A 14,292-nucleotide genomic window follows, 5' to 3' on the forward strand; every position below is an offset into this window, starting at 1 on the left:
GAGGGTTGGTGGCCCCGAACAAAAGCGACCGGGAACGGTCGCGGCGGCTCCTCGGCGGTCGGGGGGGCCCGTGACTGTCGGAGAAACGTTGTGCTTAAGAGTGCAACGACTGACGAACACGGTATGAGCAACGACTCCGAGGCCGAGGAGGCCGACGACGACGAGACCCAGCACGAAGAGACAGAAGCGGCCGAGGAAGAAGTGGAGGAGGAAGAAGCCGAGGAGGAAGTCGAAGGGCTGCAGGACGGCGACTTCATCAAACTCGCCTACACCGCTCGCACCGTCGAGGATGGCGACCTCGTCGACACGACCGACGAGGAGGTCGCGGAGGAGGCCGACATCGACACCGAGGGCCAGGAGTTCGCGCCCCGGACCATCGTCCTCGGACAGGGTCACATCTTCGAGTCCGTCGAGGAGGACGTCATCGGCAAGGACGTCGGCGACTCCGGCAGCGTCGTCGTCTCCGCCGAGGAGGCCTTCGGCGAGTACGACGACGAGCAGGTCCGTACCGTCAGCAAGGACAAGATTCCGGAGGACGACCGCTACCCCGGCGCACAGGTCCAGATTGACCAGCAACAGGGCTTCGTCGAGACCATCATCGGCGGCCGCGCCCGCGTCGACTTCAACCACCCGCTGGCCGGCGAGGAAATCGAGTACGAGTACGAGATCGTCGGCGAGGTCACCGACCGCCAGGACAAGGCGGAGGGCCTCATCGACATGATGCTCGACCTGGACCTCGACGTCTTCTTCCAGACTGACACGGTCGAAGAAGAACAGATGGTCGAAAGCGAGGACGACGAAGACGAGGAAGGCGACGAGGACGAGGAGAGCGAACCCGAGTTCGAGACCGTCGAAGTCGAGAAGGAGACGCTGTACATCGAGGCGACCCCGCAGCTCTCGATGAACCAGCAGTGGATGATGGGCAAGCAGCAGATCGCCCAGCAGCTGACCCAGCTGCTCGACATCGACCGCATCATCGTCCAGGAGGAACTCGGCGGTGGCGGCATGGGCATGCCCGGCATGATGGGCGGCATGGGCGGCGGCGCCGGCGGTGCCGACCTCGAAGCCGCGCTCGAAGACGCCGACATCGACGCCGACGAACTGGCCGAGGACCTGCCCGACGACCTCGAAGAGTAACGCAGCAGCGAGAGAGGCTGTCGGTCCCCGACGCGGACGCTTCTCGAACCGTCACAGTGACAGAGAGCGGCAGGACCGTCTGCGAGGGACCCGGGAAGGGGGACAGGACAGCAGAAGGGGGGTCAGACCAGGATGTGCGCGGCGAGGTTCTCGCGGATGATGGTGTCGCAGTACTCACAGCGGACGCCGTCGTCCAGCACCTCGAAGCGGGAGTCGACCGGCTCCTCCTCGGTCGTGATGCAGTTGTGGTTGGGGCACTGGAGGATGCCGGTGACGTGGTCGGGGCGCTCGACGAGGTGCTTGTCGACCACGTCGTAGTCGCGGATGATGTTGACCGTCGCCGCGGGCGCGATGAGCGAGAGGACGTCGAGTTCGCTCTGTGAGAGTTCGCGGTTCTCGACCTTGACGACGTCCTTGCGGCCGAGGCGGTCCGAGGGGACGTTCATCCCGATGGAGACGACTTCCCCGGCGGTGCCGTCGATGCCGAGGATGGCGAGGACGTTCAGCGCCTGTCCGCCGGCGATGTGGTCGATGACGGTGCCGTTCTCGATTTTGCTGACGCGAAGCTGGCGGTCGTCTGTCATTGGTCACCTCCGAGCAGCATGTCCAGAAGCGCCATCCGGACCGGGACGGCGTTGTGAGCCTGCTGGAAGTAGTTGGCGTGGCTGGTCTCGTCGACGTCGTAGGCGATCTCGTCGACGCGGGGCAGTGGGTGCATGACCGTGAGGTCGTCCTTGGCTGCTTCGAGCGTCCCGGCGTCGATCTGGTACTGGCCGGCGACCTCGCGGTACTCGCTCTCGTCGGGGAACCGCTCGCGCTGGATGCGGGTGACGTAGAGCACGTCCAGGCTCGGCAGGATGTCGTCGAGTTCGGTGTGTTCCTTGATGGACGACCCGGCCTCGTGGAGGTCGTAGCGGACGTTCCGCGGGAGTTTGAGGCTGTCGGGGCTGACGAAGTGCTGGCGCGTGTCGAAGTTCGTCAGTGCGTAGGCCAGCGAGTGGACGGTCCGCCCGTACTTCAGGTCGCCCATGATGCCGATTGTGAGGTCGTCCAGGCCGGCGTTCTCCCGGATGGTGTAGAGGTCGAGCAGCGTCTGTGTCGGGTGCTGGCCGGCCCCGTCGCCGCCGTTGATGAGCGGCACGTCGACGTGTTCGGTGGCCATCTTCGCCGACCCCTCGCTGGGGTGGCGAAGCACCAGCGCGTCGGCGTAGCCCTCGACGACGCGGACGGTGTCGGCGAGGCTCTCACCTTTCTTGACGCTGGAGTACTCGACCGGCCCCATGTCGACGATGTCCCCGCCCAGCCGCTTGATGGCGGCGCTGAAACTCATCTTCGTCCGCGTGCTCGGCTCGAAGAACAGCAGGCCGAGGAGGGCGTTCGGATGTCGGTCCGCGTAGGCCCCCGGGTCGCTCGCGATGTCGCTCGCGCGGTCCAGGACGGTCTCGATGTCCGCCCGCGAGAGCTGTTTCGCGCTGATGATGTGGTCCTGGCGCATCGCTCTGATGGGTGTTCCGGATGGTCTTCAATCTCCCGGACCAGGTTTCTTGAGCGAAGACGCGACCACCGACGACCATGTTCGCACTCACCGGCGGCAAGGGCGGCAGTGGCAAGACGACGGCGGCGCTCGGACTGGCGCGGGCGCTGGCGGCGGATGGTGCCGACCCACTCGTGGTCGACGCCGACGTCGGCCTGCCCGACGCACACCTGCTGGCGGGCGTCGACCGCGACCCGACCTGGGACCAGGTGGCACGCGGCGAGCCAGTCACACGAGTCTACCAGCGGTCGGCCGAACTCGGCGGCATCGCGGTCCTGCCGGCGGGCACCCGCGACCTGCTCGGGCCGGCACTGGAGGCGGCAAGCGACTGGCACGGCCCCGTCCTCGTCGACTGTCCTGCGGGTGCGGGTCCGGGGACTGCGACGCCGCTGCGACACGCCGAGGGTGCCGTCCTCGCCACGACGGCGGCCCCGGCGGCGCTGTCGGACGCCGAAAAGACCGCCCGCGTCGCGGAGCGCCTGGACGCGCCCGTACTGGCCGCGCTCGTCCGGGACACTCGCGAGACGACCGCTCTCCCCTTCGAGTGCCCCCACGTCGAACGGGTGCCCGCAATCGACCTCGCGGAGTCGGGCGAGCCGGCGCTCCGGACGGTGCTCGACGACCCGCGCGTCAGGGCCGCTCACCAGTCGGTCGCGGCGTCGCTTCTGGACCCGGAGGGCACAGCCTCCACGAGGCGGCGTCGGTCGGCCGACTCCCGGCGGAAGTCGCGGTCGGCTGGCGGCACGAAGAATCGTTGACGATAACGGGGACGGAATCTTTAACGGTGGGTAGCGAAAACTGTACGGTGGTATGAGCAACCCGTTGCCGACCGGGATCGACGTGCTCGACCGCAAGCTCGGCGGGGGGCTGCCAGCCGGCAGTATGGTCGCGCTGACGGCCGAACCCGCCAGCCAGGCCGAGCTCTTTCTGTACGAACTCACGGCAACGCGGGGGACGCTCTGGCTCTCGCTGGACCGCACGGCCGAGGCCGTCCGGGACAGCATCGAGAACACGCCCGCGAAGACGGGCGACCCGACCGTGCGCCACATCTCCGGCGAGGCACCGCTGGACAACGCCGGGAAACTCGTCAGCGCGCTGCCGGAGACCTCGAACCTCATCGTGGACCCGCTGGACGTCCTGGAGTCCCAGGAGCCGCCGTCGCGCTTTCGCTCGTTCATGAACGACCTCCAGAACCACATCTTCAACACCGACAGCCTGGGCATCCTCCACTGTCTGGAGGGCCGGTCGGTGCCGCCGCTGCGGGACACGACCGAGCACTTCGCGGACGTCGTCTTCCACCTCCAGACCGACATCACCGGCGACGAGGTGGAGAACAAACTCGCCATCCCGAAGTTCCGAGGCGGGCGCGCGCCGTCGGACACCATCAAACTCGACCTCGTGGAGGAGGTCTCTATCGACACCAGCCGGGACATCGCGTGAGGGTGTCCAGAAAACCTATACGCCAGTACGGCCTACTTCCATAAGATGTCGAAGAAGGTCAAACTCGTCGTCGCCCTGGTCGCAATCGTCCTCGTGTACCGAGCCGTCTCGCGATAGCGACGGTCCCGGCCAGCCGCCACGGGGCCGCAGCAGACGCCAGGTGGGGGCGACCCGCACCACGAACCGTTTTCCAACCAACCCTTCTCGAACCAGTTACGTAGCTCCAGCACCGTAGCCCGTGACATGTACGGCGTCGTCACGCGCAACGAACCGGAGGTGTCGTGGGCGGAGTTCGACCGCGGGTTCTACGAGATGAAAGACGTCACCGGACGGGCGACCGAACCGGTCGACGGCGCCGTCAACATGATATCCTGCTTCGGGGACAACGCCGCCGTCGAGGGCAACCCCGACGTGGCCTCCGTGAGCGAGGACGGAACGATGGCGACCCGCGAGGAACCCTACTTCGACTGGGACTACGTCTGTCCGACCCACGCGGAGTATCGCCGCGGCCTGCTGGAGATGGTCGAGACCGCTGCCGAGGCCAACGAGGACGTCCGCCTCGACGACGTGGGATTCGCACGCGCCGAGTACTGCCACTGCGACCGGTGTGACGAGCACTTCGCCGACAGCGAGTTCGACGACCGCGGCGAGTGGCGCGCGCAGGTCATCACGGACTTCGTGGCCGACGCCCGCGAGCTGATTCCCGGCGACCTCATCGTGACGCTGTACCCCGACCCGTATCCCGGTCACCTCTACGAACGGAGTGGCCTCGACCTCGACGCGCTGGACGAGTACGTCGACGAGTACGTCGTCCCGCTGTACGACATGGCCTACTCGACGACCTACTGGCTGGAAGTCATCGCCAGCGGGTTCGCGGACCTGCTCTCGAAGCCGCTGACGCTCGAACTCTACGCCGTCGAGGTGGACATCGACGCCCTCATCCACGCCGCCGAGGTCGCCGACGCGTACGCCGAGTCGGTGCTGTTCGGCTACGACGCGAGCAACGCGGTCGCGGCGCTGCGCCGGATGCGGGCCGACGAGCGCGACGGCGTCTCCCACGGCCCCGACGAGTTCACCGAGGAGTGACTCAGCCCAGCGCCGCGTCCCGCCAGGCCAGCAACTGCTCGCGGTCGCGGGTGTCTTCGGGGAGGTCCGAGAACCACCGCGCCGCGGATATCTCGTCGTCCGGGTCCTCGACCGTCGGCGCGGGCGGGTCCGGACCGACGGCCGCCTCGAAGATGGGGAGGACGCCCCACGTCGCGTGACCGCCGGCGCGGAACTGCACGCGACCGAGCATCGCGAGGCCGTCGTAGCGGGCCATCATGCCCGCCTCCTCGCGGAGTTCGCGGGCGGCCCCCTCCTGGAACGTCTCGACCGTGCGGGTCTCGCCGCCGGGCAGGACCCACATGTCGACGCCCTCGTGGCGGACCAGCAGCAGGCGTCCGTCGGAGCGGTGGACGACGGTGTGTGCGCCGTAGGGCGCGCCGTTGTCGCGGATGCGCTCGGCGACGGTTCGAAAGCGCCGGCGGGAGACGTGTTTCGTGGTCTCGAAGGCCGTGAACTGCTCGTAGCGCTGCTGGAGGGTGTGGAGCGTCTGTTCGGCCTGCTGGTCGGCCTCGTCCGCGAGGTACCAGAGGTCGTCGAGGGTCGTCATCGGTCCGGCGGGAGGGAAAGCGGTGGCTGTAACGCCGACGCACCGTGGCGGAGAGCGGAGTTGCACATGGCAGAATCTTCGTGTGTCGGCACAATAAGTGTTCGACCTGCCGGTGGCCGTCGAATCAGTCCCTTTTTGTCGAGTCGCCCAGTATCGCAGGGTATGACATTCGAGGAGGACGACACCGTTGTCCTGCACGACGAACACAGCGACTACGACGGCGAGGAGGGGACCATCACGCAGGTGATGGAGACCATGTTCGGCGACGCGACCTACACCGTCAGCTTCGAAGACGGCAAGGAGCAGGGCGTGCCCGAGGACAACCTCGAAGCCGTCGAGGAGTAGCGGATGTCGTCGGTCCCGTTCCACTACGTCGACCTCCGCGCCTTCTGTTACGTCACGGAGGACGAGGAACGGGTCGAGGACGCACTGCGGACCTTCCTCCCGGAGGACTTCGAGTTACAGCGCGCCGAGTCCGAAGGTCACTACGGCGACCGGATTCTCGTGCTGTCGGCACGCGTCGAGAATGCCGACGACGTCCGGACGGTGCTCGATTCCGTCGGTGACCTCGCAGACGACGAACTCGACCGGATACGGGCCGAACTCGACGAGCGGGTCAACGAGAACTGCTCGCTCTTTCTGACCTTCGACAAGCAGGCGGCGTTCAAGGGCGACGTGCGCCTGGGCGACGGCATCACCGTCCGGGGGAAGGTGGAGGCGTACCCGGCGAAACAGGAGGCCGCCGTCGAGAACGTCGGCGAGGCCTTCGAGGACCTGTGATGTACGAGGCGGTCCACGCCGTCCCGGACGGCGAGAGCACCGTCGCACGGCTGGCCCTGACCGCGAGCGAGCACGGCTACGACGGCATCGTCGTCCGCAATCACGGCGACGCGCCGGCGTCCTATGCGCCCGAGGAAATCAGCGAGGAGTACGGCGTCGACGTGGTTCCGGGCGTCGAGGTCCGGGCGTCGGACCCTTCGCGGGCGAGCGGCTTCGTGGGGAACCACCGCCAGGACCGGCCGCTGGTCGCCGTCCACGGGGGCGACCCCGCCATCAACCGCTTCGCCGTCGAACAGGCCGCCGTCGACGTGCTCGCGCACCCGATGGAGGGGGAGGGCGATTTCAACCACGTCCTCGCGCGTGAAGCCGCCGACAACGGCGTGCGGGTCGAACTCTCGCTGGCTCGCGTGCTGCGCCGCGACGGCGGCCCGCGCGTGCAGTCCCTGCGGGACCTGCGGAAACTGCACGAACTGGTGACCCACTACGACACGCCCTTCGTCGTGAGCGGGGACCCGTTCAGCCACCTCCACCTCCGCTCGCCGCGGGAGTTGCGGGCGCTCGGCGAGGTTGTCGGGATTTCGGGCGAGGACATCGAGCGGGGGCTGACGGAGTGGGGGCGACTCGTCGAGCGAAACCGGGACCGACTGTCCGACGAGTTCGTCGAACCCGGCGTCTGGCGCGGGTCCCGGACGGAGTGAGGGACGCGGTCGCGTCCGGGCCAAGGGGAATGCTTTAGCCGGGGGGCGAACAACAACCGTCGAGATGGAAGGCGGTGCCGCCGAGAACTTCGCCCGGATGGGAACGCTCGGTATCGAGGAGGAGTTCTACGTCGTCGACGAGCAGGGCAGACCGACCAGCGGGACGGACACGCTGGTCTACGAGTCCGACCCGCCGGAGATTCTCGACGGCCGCCTCGACCACGAACTGTTCAAGTGCGTCATCGAGACGCAGACGCCGCTCATCGAGTCGCTGTCCGACGCCGAGGACTCCCTGCTGGCGGTCCGCAACGCGCTGGTCGAACACGCCCGGGGTCACGGCTACCAGATAGCAGCGGCCGGCCTGCACCCGCTCGCGAAGTGGCGCGAACTCGAACACGCCGAGAAGCCGCGCTACCGGGCGCAACTGGACCGCATCCAGTACCCACAGCACCGGAATACGACCGCCGGGTTGCACGTCCACGTCGGCGTCGACGACGCCGACAAGGCGGTCTGGATAGCCAACGAACTCCGGTGGTATCTCCCGCTGCTGCTCGCGCTGTCGGCGAACTCGCCGTACTGGTGTGGCTTCGACACCGGCCTGGAGTCGGCCCGGGCCAAGATTTTCGAGGCGCTGCCGAACACAGGGATGCCGACGGCCTTCGAATCCTACGACGAGTTCGACGCCTTCGAGCGGACGATGCTGGAGACGGACTCCATCGAGGACCGCGGCGAACTCTGGTACGACGTGCGGCCCCACTCCGAACACGGCACCGTCGAGGTGCGGACGCCGGACGGGCAGGCGGACCCCGACCGCGTGCTGACGTTCGTCGAGTACGTCCACGCGCTGGTCCGTGACCTCGCCGCGCGCTACGAGGACGGCGAGAGCGGGACCGACGTGCGCCGCGAGCTGCTCGACGAGCAGAAGTGGCGGGCGATTCGCCACGGCCACGACGCCTCGCTGCTGTCCCGCGAGGCCGACGGGACGATTCCGCTCGGGGAACTCGTCGACAGGGAGGCCTCGCGGCTGTCGGTCCCCGGCCTGCGGGACATCTACGACCGCGAGAGCGGGGCGACGCGTCAGCGCCGCATCCGCGACAGCGAGGGCGACGACGCCGTCTGCGAGGCGCTGTTGCTGGAGACGCGCTGACCCGTCGGGGCGAGCGAGAGATTTTTACCACGGAGTCGCTTTCGTCCTCCTAGAAACAACGTATGTCTGCCGATGATACTCCAGAAGGCGAAGAGGGCGCTGTCGACGCGGCGGGGGAGGAGTCGGATCAGGACGTACGCGAGCGCCTGGAACGGGGGGCCGACCGCGCCGTCGAACAGTTCGACGACGGCGTCGTGGACCTGCTGTCGTGGCTGCTCGACACGGAGACGCGCGCACGCATCTACGTCAGTCTCCGGCAGGAGCCCGACAGCACGAGCGACGAGGTGGCCGACGGGACGGGCCTGTATCCGAGCACGGTCCGTGAAGCGCTGGCGGAACTCCACGACGAGGGCATCGTGACCCGGCACAAGCGCGAGAGCGACGGCGCGGGGAACAACCCCTTCGAGTACAGCGCGATTCCGCCGAGCGACCTGGTCGGGAAGGTGGTCGAGGACGTGCAAAACCAGCTCAACGCCGTCTGCAATCTCGACCGGTACCTCGACGGCGACTCCGACACGGAGCGCGACACGGAGCCGGTCACCATCACCGTCGAGGAAGCCCCCGACGAGTAGCCCGGCATGGGCCACGGTGACTCGAGTCGAAGACTCTAAAGGCAGACGTGCCCTGGCAGGTGGTATGAGAGTCGCGCTGGGTGGGACGTTCGACCCGGTTCACGACGGCCATCGGGCCCTGTTCGACCGGGCGTTCGAACTGGGTGACGTCACGGTCGGGCTGACGAGTGACGAACTCGCGCCGCGGACGCGGGCGGAGACCCGGAACGTCAAACCGTTCGAGACCCGCAGGCGCGAACTGGCGGCCGAACTCGACGACTACGCCGAGGAGTACGGCCACGAGTATCAGGTCCGCGAACTCACAGAGCCGACCGGTATCGCGACCGAAGAGCAGTTCGACGTGCTCGTGGTCTCGCCCGAGACGGCGACCGGCGGCAAGCGAATCAACGAGATACGCAGGGAGCGCGGCAAGGACGAACTCGACATCGAGGTGGTCGACCACGTACTCGCCGAGGACGGGAAGATTATCTCCTCGACGCGAATCGTCCGCGGCGAAATCGACGAACACGGGAACCTGACGCCGGAGCGGGACGGCCGCCCCGTCGAGAGCGAGTGACTCACCAGGTGGGCGCGTCCAGCCCGGAGGCTTCGAGCAGTTCCTTCCAGTTTTGCTGCACCGACAGCCGTGAGACGCCGACGGCCTCCGCCACCGACCCCTGCGAACGCTGTTCGCCGGCGACGAGCGCGCCGACGTACAGCGAGGCTGCGATGCGGGCCTGCTTGGACCGGTCCTCGTCGGGGAGATTCGAGAGAAACACGTCCGTCGCCCGGGACCGGGCCTCCGTGCCGAGGTCCAGTCGGTCCGCGGCCTCCTGCAACCGCTTCAGGTGGGTCTCGTTCGCCACCTCGTCGCTCGCACGGTACACACCAGTCCATACAGAAGCAGCGAATAAATCCTTTCCCCGCCCTGTGTCGGCAGGTCCGTCGAGACCACCCGGCGGCCGGGGGCGGGTGGACGGGCAAACGGCAGATTCTTGAACCGGTCGCGGAAATGTGGGCGTGAGCGCGGGTTGCCGAGCCAGGCCAAAGGCGCAGCGCTTAGGACGCTGTCCCGTAGGGGTCCGCCGGTTCAAATCCGGTCCCGCGCATTTTGCGGCGAACACTTCGTGAGCCGCAAATGCGGAATGAGGATTTGAACCCTGCAAGTCGCAGCGCGAACGGAGTGAGCGACCGTCTTGCTCCGGTTCGAATCCGGTCCCGCGCCAGCGTAGTCAGAGATTTTCGAGGAGAGCGAGAGGATGAGCAGGGCCACCCTGTGAGAGACCGAGAGCTCGTCCCAGCGGGCCGGCGACGATGGCTGCGGAGTGACCCACCGGCGGCGGGCGGAACCGGACACCGACGGCTTGAAGCGGGACTGTGCGAACTCCAAGGCAATGAACGAGGACACACAGGCAGTCGGCGGGGGGAGACGGTGACGAGGCTCGTACTGTTCGCCGGGACGACCGAGACAGCGAGAATCGACGGTATCAGCGCGGCGGGAGCGGACCCGGAGGCGATGGCACACACGCCGAGTGCCGACGCGGAGATACTCACCTACGGCGCGCCGGTTCGGTCACCGGTGGTGCCGGTGAGCCCGACCGGGTGTCCGACGCCCGCGGTGATGACCCGGGCGGTCCGTGAGGAACTGGGCTTCGAGGTGACAGTGGTCGACGGTGGGCTGGCGGAGCCGACGGCAGCGCCGACGACCACCGTCGGGGCCCGGCCCGGCGGCGACATCAGGGACGCGGACCCGGTTCCCACCGCGCCGGGGGCCTACGAGGCGGCGCGGCAGTTCGGCCGTGCCATCCCCGCCGACGCGGTGGTCCTCGCGGAAACGGTCCCGGGCGGGACGACGACGGCGCTGGGCGTGCTCGCGGCGCTGGGCGAGCGCGAGGTGGTCTCGTCGTCGCTCCCGGAGAACCCGCTCGCGAGGAAGCGCGAGGTCGTCTCGGAGGGGTTGGCGTCGAGCGGGGTGTCCCGCGGGGGTGCCGAGGGGGACCCGAAGCGGGCGGTCCGGCGGATGGGCGACCCGGTGCTGGCGACGGCGGCGGGCTTCGCCCGCGGTGCTCTCGCGTCCGGAACGGCGGTGACCTTCGGAGGCGGGGCCCAGATGCTCGCCGTCGTGGCGCTGCTCCGACACGCCGGCGTGGAGCGTCGTCTCCCGGTCGCGACGACGTCGTTCGTTGCCGACGCGACGCCGGGATTCGACGACCTGGCCGGGGACCTGGCGGTCGACGTCACGGTGAGCGACCCGGGGTTCGAGGGGGTCGACCATCCGGCGATGGCGGCCTACGCCAGGGGCGAGGCCAAAGAGGGCGTCGGGATGGGCGGCGCGCTCGCGCTGGCACAGCGGGCTGGCCTGTCGATGGCGACCGTTCGCGAGCGAATCCGGGCGGTCTACGGGCGACTCGTCGAGGGAGGGGAGGAGGAATGACGAGTCCGCTCCTGCAATGCGAGAAGTCGCCAGCGGCCAGCGGAGACCCGCCGGGGCGACATGCCGGGTCCAGCCGTCACCGGCGACGTCCCTGGCGCAGGACATTCGGTCGTGTGACACGCCCAACACGCCCGGAAGACACGCCACAAGGCTTTTTCCTGTCGTATGAGTTGATACGACAATGACCGCGCTAGACGAGCTGTTCGACGACGTCGTTGCCGACGTCGATGCCGTGTTGTTGTTCTCTCCGAGCGCGTCGGCGCTGGAGCGGTTCGAGGGCGGCGACGTGCCCGTGGTGGTCGTCGCGCCGGAGAACACCGTCGACGCGGAGCGGTTCGTCGAGTTGCCCCTGGAGTTTACGGACCTCACCGGGCGCATCAGATTCGGCCTGGAGGGGGCGCTGAACCAGGGGCTGCTCAACGAGGACGAAACCGTCGTCTGCGTGACCGAGGCGTTCGGCGACGAGGTGGACAGCATCATCAGGGTCAAGGCAGACCAGTTCAGCCGAACGGGCGTCTACGACCTCTTCGTCAACTCCCGGGCGGAACCGGCTGTCGTGCGGGACGTCTTCGAGGTGTGTATCGAACTGGGGAAGAAAGGCCAGAAGGGCAAGCAGGTCGGCGCGCTGTTCGTCGTCGGCGACGCCGGCAAGGTGATGAACAAGTCCCGGCCGCTGTCGTACAACCCCTTCGAGAAGTCCCACGTCCACGTCGGCGATCCCATCGTGAACGTGATGCTCAAGGAGTTCTCGCGGCTCGACGGTGCCTTCGTCATCTCGGACTCGGGGAAAATCGTCTCCGCCTATCGCTATCTCGAACCGTCCGCCGAGGGCGTCGACATCCCGAAGGGGCTCGGGGCGCGCCACATGGCCGCGGGCGCAATCACGCGGGACACGAACGCCGTGGCAATCGTGCTCTCGGAGTCCGACGGGATGGTGCGGGCGTTCAAGGGTGGTGAACTGGTGCTGGAACTCGACCCGGAGGAGTACTGATGCAGTTCGACTGGGCAGAGCTCGTCCGGCAGGTGTTCTCCCGGGAGAGCGCCTTCATCGTCTCCATCCTGGTGCTCGTCCTCGGCATCGTGGTGGCGTACTGGGTCTGGCGGGGTGTCAGAGGGCTGTTGCGCGGTGCCGACGTCGACGATTCCGTCGAGGGGACGCCGTTCGAGCGCACGGCACAGAGCCTCGGAACCTCGACGGTGAACATCCTGGCGGTGCTCACCGGGCTCTTCGTGTACGTCGCAGCGGTCATCATCGCGCTCAACATCGCACAGCTTCTGGACGGCCGCCTGTTCTGGTCGCGACTCACCGGCTACCTCCCCCGGCTGTTCATCGCGGCGATCGCGATCGTCCTCGGGCTGGTCGCCGGCGACAAGGCCGCGCTGCTGGTCAGCGACCGGCTGCGCAGCATCAAGTTGCCCGAGGCCGAACTCATCCCCGAAATCGTCAAGTACAGCATCTTCTACATCGCGGCACTGCTGGCGCTCGCACAGATCGGCGTCGCCACGAGCGCGTTGCTCATCCTGCTGGCCGCCTACGCCTTCGGGCTGGTCTTCCTCTCCGGACTGGCGTTCAAGGACCTGCTCGCGGCCAGCGCGGCCGGCATCTACCTGCTGCTGGTCGAACCGTACGCCATCGGGGACGAGGTCGAGATAGACGAAAAGCGCGGCATCGTCCAGGAGGTAGACATGTTCGTCACCCACATCGAGGCCGACGGCGAGGAGTACGTCATCCCGAATCAGCGCGTGCTGAAGTCACCCATCGTCCGCATCCGGGACTGAGTGCGCGCAATAGCTGTTGGAAATGGATAACGTGCATTTACTTTACGTACGTAAGCTATGCAAATAGCTAGACGGCTATATAACTTCGACAGTTCGCATTATATACTTACGGTCTGTGACGGGCGTCAGAGACACAGCGGCGGTACAGCCGCTGAGGGCGCAGTATTGGGAGAACCATGTTAACGGGGCTCAGAGTACTACTATAACCCTCCAGTTGTTAGGTGGAGGTGACCATGAAGAAGCAGGAGCTCATTCACCTTCACGGCCTGCTTGCACAGGTACAGAACCACTACGAGGAAGAAACTGGCAACACCGTCGAGCACGACGAGTACGCGAAACTCGGCGTCCAGCCGACATCGATTCACAAATCGAAGACAGACCACAAGGCTGCCGTGTTTGCTATCGCGAACGGTATCACTTCCGAGATGACCAGCGAGGAAACCGAACGCGTCTCTGCTGCCGCCGACTGACGACTTTCTCGCGGCTCACATCGGGCCTCGCAGACCACACTGCCCTGGAGTGGTAACTCCGAGAGAACTACTGACGTTCCTCCCCGGAAAGCGGCTCGGGTCCCCCACCCGGAAGACGCGACGGACTGCTGAACTGACGTCGAGACAGGTCCCAGCTTACTCGTCGATAAGGTCCTCGAACTCTGGCAGGACCTCGTCCTCGTCACTGGACTCCGGTGTGGGCGCGCGCTCGTCGTCGTCTGCCGGCGCGTCGTCGTCCGCGCCCCCCTCGTCGGTGTCCTCCTCCACGTCCTCCTCGTCGTCTTCGTCCTCCTCGATGACCTCGATTTCCAGGACGTCGAGCGGGATGTTCTCCAGCCGCTGCCCGATCTCCTTGCGGGCGATGCGGGCGGCGTGTTCCTCGCGCTCGACGTTGAACACGGTCATCTCCAGTTCGAGCGCCACGAGGCTCTCGTCGGCGGCGATGAAGGCCGGTTCCAGTTCCTCGCCACAGTGCGGGCAGGACCGTTCCCCCATGTTGATTTCGACGTAGTTGAGGTCGGGGTTGAGCATCTCACCGGTCTTCGAGATGGCGATGCGAACCGCCTCGTCGGGTGTCTCGACGTCGTATACTGGGACCGCAGCCTCGACGACAACTCTGCAGTTCATATCCAGTCATTGTCTAGGCA

19 protein-coding genes and 1 tRNA gene are annotated in these 14,292 nt (G+C 67.0%); 15 read left to right on the forward strand and 5 right to left on the reverse strand.

Features of this window, described 5'->3' with window-relative positions; translation table 11 throughout:
- Positions 1-123 precede the first annotated feature (123 nt).
- A complete protein-coding gene (locus WDJ57_RS02880; protein WP_338903737.1) occupies positions 124-1,137 on the forward strand; it encodes an FKBP-type peptidyl-prolyl cis-trans isomerase in 1,014 nt (337 codons plus the stop codon).
- 122 nt (positions 1,138-1,259) lie between these two features.
- Here the strand turns inward: WDJ57_RS02880 and pyrI are convergent, their stop codons facing one another.
- The gene (pyrI, locus tag WDJ57_RS02885; protein WP_338903739.1) at positions 1,260-1,721 is read right to left on the reverse strand and encodes an aspartate carbamoyltransferase regulatory subunit; all 462 of its coding nucleotides are present in this window, start codon (positions 1,719-1,721) and stop codon (positions 1,260-1,262) included.
- The gene (gene pyrB / locus WDJ57_RS02890) at positions 1,718-2,632 is read right to left on the reverse strand and encodes an aspartate carbamoyltransferase (RefSeq protein ID WP_338903740.1); all 915 of its coding nucleotides are present in this window, start codon (positions 2,630-2,632) and stop codon (positions 1,718-1,720) included. Before pyrB ends, pyrI begins: the two co-directional genes overlap by 4 nt.
- Positions 2,633-2,709: 77 nt before the next feature.
- Here pyrB and WDJ57_RS02895 point away from each other — a divergent pair, with 77 nt between their 5' ends.
- From WDJ57_RS02895 to WDJ57_RS02905, 3 genes are all read left to right on the forward strand, one after another.
- Positions 2,710-3,429 carry a cell division inhibitor MinD gene (locus WDJ57_RS02895; RefSeq protein WP_338903742.1) on the forward strand — a complete coding sequence of 240 codons (720 nt, stop codon included), beginning with the start codon at positions 2,710-2,712 and terminating at the stop codon, positions 3,427-3,429.
- A 52-nt stretch (positions 3,430-3,481) separates the two neighbouring features.
- Entirely contained in the window at positions 3,482-4,111 is a 630-nt protein-coding gene (locus tag WDJ57_RS02900; protein WP_338903744.1) for an RAD55 family ATPase, read from the forward strand.
- Positions 4,112-4,354: 243 nt separating this feature from the next.
- Positions 4,355-5,197 (forward strand): hypothetical protein, encoded by an 843-nt coding sequence (locus WDJ57_RS02905; protein ID WP_338903746.1) that lies wholly within the window; start codon positions 4,355-4,357, stop codon positions 5,195-5,197.
- Position 5,198: 1 nt separating this feature from the next.
- Here WDJ57_RS02905 and WDJ57_RS02910 read toward each other — a convergent pair whose 3' ends face one another.
- Positions 5,199-5,765: an NUDIX hydrolase gene (locus WDJ57_RS02910; protein WP_338903749.1), complete on the reverse strand. Its 567-nt coding sequence runs from the start codon at positions 5,763-5,765 to the stop codon at positions 5,199-5,201.
- A 162-nt stretch (positions 5,766-5,927) separates the two neighbouring features.
- Between WDJ57_RS02910 and WDJ57_RS02915 the strand changes: the two genes are divergently transcribed.
- From WDJ57_RS02915 to WDJ57_RS02940, 6 genes are all read left to right on the forward strand, one after another.
- A complete protein-coding gene (locus tag WDJ57_RS02915; RefSeq protein ID WP_338903751.1) occupies positions 5,928-6,110 on the forward strand; it encodes a DUF1918 domain-containing protein in 183 nt (60 codons plus the stop codon).
- A 3-nt stretch (positions 6,111-6,113) separates the two neighbouring features.
- Positions 6,114-6,545 (forward strand): RNA-binding protein, encoded by a 432-nt coding sequence (locus tag WDJ57_RS02920; RefSeq protein WP_338903752.1) that lies wholly within the window; start codon positions 6,114-6,116, stop codon positions 6,543-6,545.
- On the forward strand, positions 6,545-7,243 hold the full coding sequence (locus WDJ57_RS02925) for an RNase P subunit p30 family protein (protein ID WP_338903754.1): 699 nt from the start codon (positions 6,545-6,547) through the stop codon (positions 7,241-7,243). The genes WDJ57_RS02920 and WDJ57_RS02925 overlap by 1 nt, the downstream gene beginning before the upstream one ends.
- Before the next feature lie 64 nt (positions 7,244-7,307).
- Entirely contained in the window at positions 7,308-8,390 is a 1,083-nt protein-coding gene (locus tag WDJ57_RS02930) for a glutamate--cysteine ligase (protein ID WP_338903756.1), read from the forward strand.
- Positions 8,391-8,452: 62 nt separating this feature from the next.
- Positions 8,453-8,962, forward strand: coding sequence for a helix-turn-helix domain-containing protein (locus WDJ57_RS02935; RefSeq protein WP_338903758.1), 510 nt, complete (start codon positions 8,453-8,455; stop codon positions 8,960-8,962).
- A gap of 64 nt (positions 8,963-9,026) precedes the next feature.
- Positions 9,027-9,518, forward strand: coding sequence for a phosphopantetheine adenylyltransferase (locus WDJ57_RS02940; protein WP_338903760.1), 492 nt, complete (start codon positions 9,027-9,029; stop codon positions 9,516-9,518).
- 1 nt (position 9,519) lies between these two features.
- Here WDJ57_RS02940 and WDJ57_RS02945 read toward each other — a convergent pair whose 3' ends face one another.
- Positions 9,520-9,828: a transcription initiation factor IIB family protein gene (locus WDJ57_RS02945; protein ID WP_338903761.1), complete on the reverse strand. Its 309-nt coding sequence runs from the start codon at positions 9,826-9,828 to the stop codon at positions 9,520-9,522.
- 137 nt (positions 9,829-9,965) lie between these two features.
- Here WDJ57_RS02945 and WDJ57_RS02950 point away from each other — a divergent pair.
- From WDJ57_RS02950 to WDJ57_RS02970, 5 genes are all read left to right on the forward strand, one after another.
- A tRNA-Leu gene (locus tag WDJ57_RS02950) sits at positions 9,966-10,050 on the forward strand.
- 323 nt (positions 10,051-10,373) lie between these two features.
- Positions 10,374-11,375: a nicotinate-nucleotide--dimethylbenzimidazole phosphoribosyltransferase gene (locus WDJ57_RS02955; protein WP_338903763.1), complete on the forward strand. Its 1,002-nt coding sequence runs from the start codon at positions 10,374-10,376 to the stop codon at positions 11,373-11,375.
- A 181-nt stretch (positions 11,376-11,556) separates the two neighbouring features.
- The gene (dacZ, locus tag WDJ57_RS02960) at positions 11,557-12,366 is read left to right on the forward strand and encodes a diadenylate cyclase DacZ (protein WP_338903765.1); all 810 of its coding nucleotides are present in this window, start codon (positions 11,557-11,559) and stop codon (positions 12,364-12,366) included.
- The gene (locus WDJ57_RS02965; RefSeq protein WP_338903768.1) at positions 12,366-13,154 is read left to right on the forward strand and encodes a mechanosensitive ion channel domain-containing protein; all 789 of its coding nucleotides are present in this window, start codon (positions 12,366-12,368) and stop codon (positions 13,152-13,154) included. Before dacZ ends, WDJ57_RS02965 begins: the two co-directional genes overlap by 1 nt.
- 233 nt (positions 13,155-13,387) lie before the next feature.
- Positions 13,388-13,624, forward strand: coding sequence for a UPF0058 family protein (locus WDJ57_RS02970; RefSeq protein ID WP_338903770.1), 237 nt, complete (start codon positions 13,388-13,390; stop codon positions 13,622-13,624).
- A 156-nt stretch (positions 13,625-13,780) separates the two neighbouring features.
- Here the strand turns inward: WDJ57_RS02970 and WDJ57_RS02975 are convergent, their stop codons facing one another.
- On the reverse strand, positions 13,781-14,272 hold the full coding sequence (locus WDJ57_RS02975; protein ID WP_338903773.1) for a DUF555 domain-containing protein: 492 nt from the start codon (positions 14,270-14,272) through the stop codon (positions 13,781-13,783).
- Positions 14,273-14,292 lie beyond the last annotated feature (20 nt).

This window comes from Salinibaculum sp. SYNS191 (assembly GCF_037338445.1).
Taxonomy (GTDB): Archaea; Halobacteriota; Halobacteria; order Halobacteriales; family Haloarculaceae; genus Salinibaculum; species Salinibaculum marinum.

What these genes read in the sequence shown, in the direction of transcription:
- WDJ57_RS02880 (WP_338903737.1), top strand. Translation starts at nt 124, where the DNA reads ATGAGCAACGACTCCGAGGCCGAGGAGGCCGACGACGACGAGACCCAG.
- pyrI (WP_338903739.1), bottom strand. Translation starts at nt 1,721, where the DNA reads ATGACAGACGACCGCCAGCTTCGCGTCAGCAAAATCGAGAACGGCACC.
- pyrB (WP_338903740.1), bottom strand. Translation starts at nt 2,632, where the DNA reads ATGCGCCAGGACCACATCATCAGCGCGAAACAGCTCTCGCGGGCGGAC.
- WDJ57_RS02895 (WP_338903742.1), top strand. Translation starts at nt 2,710, where the DNA reads ATGTTCGCACTCACCGGCGGCAAGGGCGGCAGTGGCAAGACGACGGCG.
- WDJ57_RS02900 (WP_338903744.1), top strand. Translation starts at nt 3,482, where the DNA reads ATGAGCAACCCGTTGCCGACCGGGATCGACGTGCTCGACCGCAAGCTC.
- WDJ57_RS02905 (WP_338903746.1), top strand. Translation starts at nt 4,355, where the DNA reads ATGTACGGCGTCGTCACGCGCAACGAACCGGAGGTGTCGTGGGCGGAG.
- WDJ57_RS02910 (WP_338903749.1), bottom strand. Translation starts at nt 5,765, where the DNA reads ATGACGACCCTCGACGACCTCTGGTACCTCGCGGACGAGGCCGACCAG.
- WDJ57_RS02915 (WP_338903751.1), top strand. Translation starts at nt 5,928, where the DNA reads ATGACATTCGAGGAGGACGACACCGTTGTCCTGCACGACGAACACAGC.
- WDJ57_RS02920 (WP_338903752.1), top strand. Translation starts at nt 6,114, where the DNA reads ATGTCGTCGGTCCCGTTCCACTACGTCGACCTCCGCGCCTTCTGTTAC.
- WDJ57_RS02925 (WP_338903754.1), top strand. Translation starts at nt 6,545, where the DNA reads ATGTACGAGGCGGTCCACGCCGTCCCGGACGGCGAGAGCACCGTCGCA.
- WDJ57_RS02930 (WP_338903756.1), top strand. Translation starts at nt 7,308, where the DNA reads ATGGAAGGCGGTGCCGCCGAGAACTTCGCCCGGATGGGAACGCTCGGT.
- WDJ57_RS02935 (WP_338903758.1), top strand. Translation starts at nt 8,453, where the DNA reads ATGTCTGCCGATGATACTCCAGAAGGCGAAGAGGGCGCTGTCGACGCG.
- WDJ57_RS02940 (WP_338903760.1), top strand. Translation starts at nt 9,027, where the DNA reads ATGAGAGTCGCGCTGGGTGGGACGTTCGACCCGGTTCACGACGGCCAT.
- dacZ (WP_338903765.1), top strand. Translation starts at nt 11,557, where the DNA reads ATGACCGCGCTAGACGAGCTGTTCGACGACGTCGTTGCCGACGTCGAT.
- WDJ57_RS02965 (WP_338903768.1), top strand. Translation starts at nt 12,366, where the DNA reads ATGCAGTTCGACTGGGCAGAGCTCGTCCGGCAGGTGTTCTCCCGGGAG.
- WDJ57_RS02970 (WP_338903770.1), top strand. Translation starts at nt 13,388, where the DNA reads ATGAAGAAGCAGGAGCTCATTCACCTTCACGGCCTGCTTGCACAGGTA.
- WDJ57_RS02975 (WP_338903773.1), bottom strand. Translation starts at nt 14,272, where the DNA reads ATGAACTGCAGAGTTGTCGTCGAGGCTGCGGTCCCAGTATACGACGTC.